Source organism: Paraplanobispora takensis, assembly GCF_016863195.1.
GTDB classification, from domain to species: domain Bacteria; phylum Actinomycetota; class Actinomycetes; order Streptosporangiales; family Streptosporangiaceae; genus Planobispora; species Planobispora takensis.
The window spans coordinates 1-2,736 of record NZ_BOOK01000110.1 but is presented as its reverse complement, the minus strand read 5'-3'; the positions used below and the strand labels follow the sequence as shown (position 1 = coordinate 2,736).

Below are 2,736 nucleotides of genomic sequence, written 5' to 3'. Positions count from 1 at the left end.
ATCGGCAGGCGCTAACCGCGCCCGTTGATGAGTGGCAACGCATCAACGAAGGGGCGGCCGGCGTGATCCGCCGGCCGCCCCTTCACCGTTTTCGGCACATCCCCTCCCGCGGGGACGTACGGCACGCCTCTCCTTTGAGGGCGGCGTGAACGCCCGCACGGCAAGCGGGCAACACAGAGAGGACGCGTATACGTGGCTGGCAGTACCGTCGACGGCCTTGTCAGTGGCCTGAGCACCAGTTCCCTGATCTCCCAGCTCATGCAGGTCGAGCGGGTTCCGCAGACCCAGCTCCAGAGCAAGGTCACCACCCAGCAGAAGATCCAGAGCGCCTACCAGGGCATCAACACCAAGCTGGCCTCGCTCAAGACCGCCGCCGACGACATGCTGAAGACCACTTCCTGGCAGATCGGCAAGGCGACGTCCTCCTCATCCACGGTCACCGCGACCACGGTGGCCGGCACCGTCCCCGGCAGCGTCACCTTCGACGTCACCGGTGTCGCCAAGGCGCAGGTGAGCACCGCCAAGTACGCCTCGGCCACCGACCCCGCCCTGGCCGGCGGCGCCACGAAGGTCGGCATCTCGATCGGCGGCGCCGCCGCCGTGGACGTCAACGTCACCACGAACACCCCGCAGGGCGTCGCCGAGGCGATCAACGGCGCGGGCCTGAACGTGCGCGCCTCGGTCCTCACCACCGACCAGGGCACCGTCCTGCAGCTCAGCTCCACCAAGACCGGCGAGGCCAACGGCTTCACCATCACCGGTCTCGCCGGCGGAGCCCCCACCGACATCACCCCCGCCGAGGACGCCGTGATCGAGGTGGGCGATCCGACGGCCGGCGGCTACACCGTCACCAGCAGCAGCAACGCCATCACCGGCGTCCTGACGGGCACGACCATCAACGTGACCAAGCTGGAGAACAACGTCACGGTCACGGTCGACGCGGACAACGGGGCCGTCGCCGACAAGATGAAGGCCTTCGTCGACGCGGCGAACTCGGTGATGACCGAGATCAGCACCCAGACCTCCTACACGGCCAAGGCGAAGCAGCCGCTCACCGGCAACTCCACCGTCCGCCAGATCTCGCAGACCATGCTCGGGCAGATCGGCACCGGCCAGAGCGGGTACGGCAGCTTCTCCCAGTTCGGCGTCGAGCTCGACCGGTACGGCAAGCTCACCTTCGACCGCGAGCAGTTCCTCAAGGCCTACGCGGACGACCCGACCAAGGTCATGAACGCGGTGATGGCCGAGGACCCCACGGTCCAGATCACCACGGCACCCGACGGGACGAAGATCCCCAAGTCGAAGATGACCGCCGTCATGGGACTCGCCGAGCGGATCTCGATCGCCGCCAACAACAGCACGACCAACATCACCAACGCCATCAAGGGCAGTGAGAGCCTGGTCACCGACCTCAACAAGCGGATCGACGCCTGGGACCTGCGCCTGGAGAACCGCGAAGCCGCACTGCGCAAGCAGTTCTCCAACCTCGAGGTCTCGCTCGGCAAGTTGAACCAGCAGTCCACCTGGCTCGCCGGCCAGATCTCCAGCCTGCCCACGCCCTCGAGCAACGGATAGCCGCCATGAACAACCCTTCCATGCGAGCCCGCTACCTCGCCGACACGGTCAACACCGCCTCACCCGGCCAGCTGCTCGTCATGCTGTACGACCGGCTCGTCCTCGACCTGGTCAGGGCGGAGGAGGCGCTGGGCACCGGCGACCGCGAGAACGCCGCCAAGCAGCTCATGCACGCCCAGGACATCATCATCGAGCTGCGGTCCTCGCTGAAGACGGACGTCTGGGACGGCGCCGCCGGCCTCGCCGAGCTCTACGGCTTCCTGCTCACCCAGCTGATCCAGGCCAACGTGCGCGCCGACGCCACCATCGTGGCCTCGTGCCGGTCCCTGGTCGAGCCGCTGCGCGACGCCTGGCGCACCGCCGCCACCGAGGCCGCGGCCCTCACCTCCGCCGCCCGGGTGGCGTGAGGTGAGCGCGCAGCCGGCCGGGGCCGGTGACTGGCACGCTGCGTGGTCCGCCGCGCTGGACTCCCTGGAGATGGACGTCACCGCCGCCGAGGAGCTGCTCGCCGGTGACCACCGCGACCGCGAGCTCCGGCTCACCGACGCCTGGTCGCCTCCCGAGAACCTCGGCCCGCTCCCGCTCGACCTGCGCCCCCGGGCCGACGCCATCCTCGCCCGGCAGCTCGCCACCGCCCAGGCCATCGCCATGGCCATGATCGGCAACCGCCGTCAGGCCGCCATGCTCGCCCGCGTCGAATCGGGCAACGACGGCGGCCAGCGGCCCGTCTATGTCAACTGCGCTGCTTGACATATTACTTGAATATTAATTCAAATAATATGTAGAATTTAAAAGCTGCGGCATCTCCACCGGTCGTGCCGGTCCGCCTGTGCGGACCGGCTCCCCGGACGACCGAACGGCGGAGGCCGTACCCCCGGCCGATGGGGCTCGCGGCCCGCCCGGGCACCGGCGACGGTGCCCACGAGTCGGCCTTCTGAGCCGCGGGGAGTGTTTACGCCGTAAACACTCCCCGCGGCTCAGGCATGTGCGGAGCCGGGTTCTCCACTATTCGGCGAGGCTCCGCCGTACCGCCACGCCGCCCGCGCCGGCAGGACCAGGACCAGGACCGGGCTCACGGCACCGGTACGGCCACGCCCTTTCCCGGGCTCCGTGCGGGCACGCGATCCCAGTGGATCTCGCACTTTAGGGATCCCTGCCCCC

3 protein-coding genes are annotated in these 2,736 nt (G+C 68.8%); all 3 read left to right on the top strand.

Annotation, left to right across the window (positions count from 1 at the left end; translation table 11 throughout):
• The first annotated feature begins 192 nt into the window (after positions 1-192).
• The 3 genes from fliD to Pta02_RS40545 are packed head-to-tail and all read left to right on the top strand — an operon-like array spanning position 193 to position 2,325.
• Positions 193-1,575, top strand: a complete 1,383-nt coding sequence (fliD, locus tag Pta02_RS40555; protein WP_203880376.1) for a flagellar filament capping protein FliD — start codon at positions 193-195, stop codon at positions 1,573-1,575.
• A 5-nt stretch (positions 1,576-1,580) separates the two neighbouring features.
• Positions 1,581-1,982 (top strand): flagellar export chaperone FliS, encoded by a 402-nt coding sequence (fliS, locus tag Pta02_RS40550; protein ID WP_203880375.1) that lies wholly within the window; start codon positions 1,581-1,583, stop codon positions 1,980-1,982.
• 1 nt (position 1,983) lies between these two features.
• Positions 1,984-2,325, top strand: coding sequence for a hypothetical protein (locus tag Pta02_RS40545; RefSeq protein ID WP_203880374.1), 342 nt, complete (start codon positions 1,984-1,986; stop codon positions 2,323-2,325).
• Positions 2,326-2,736 lie beyond the last annotated feature (411 nt).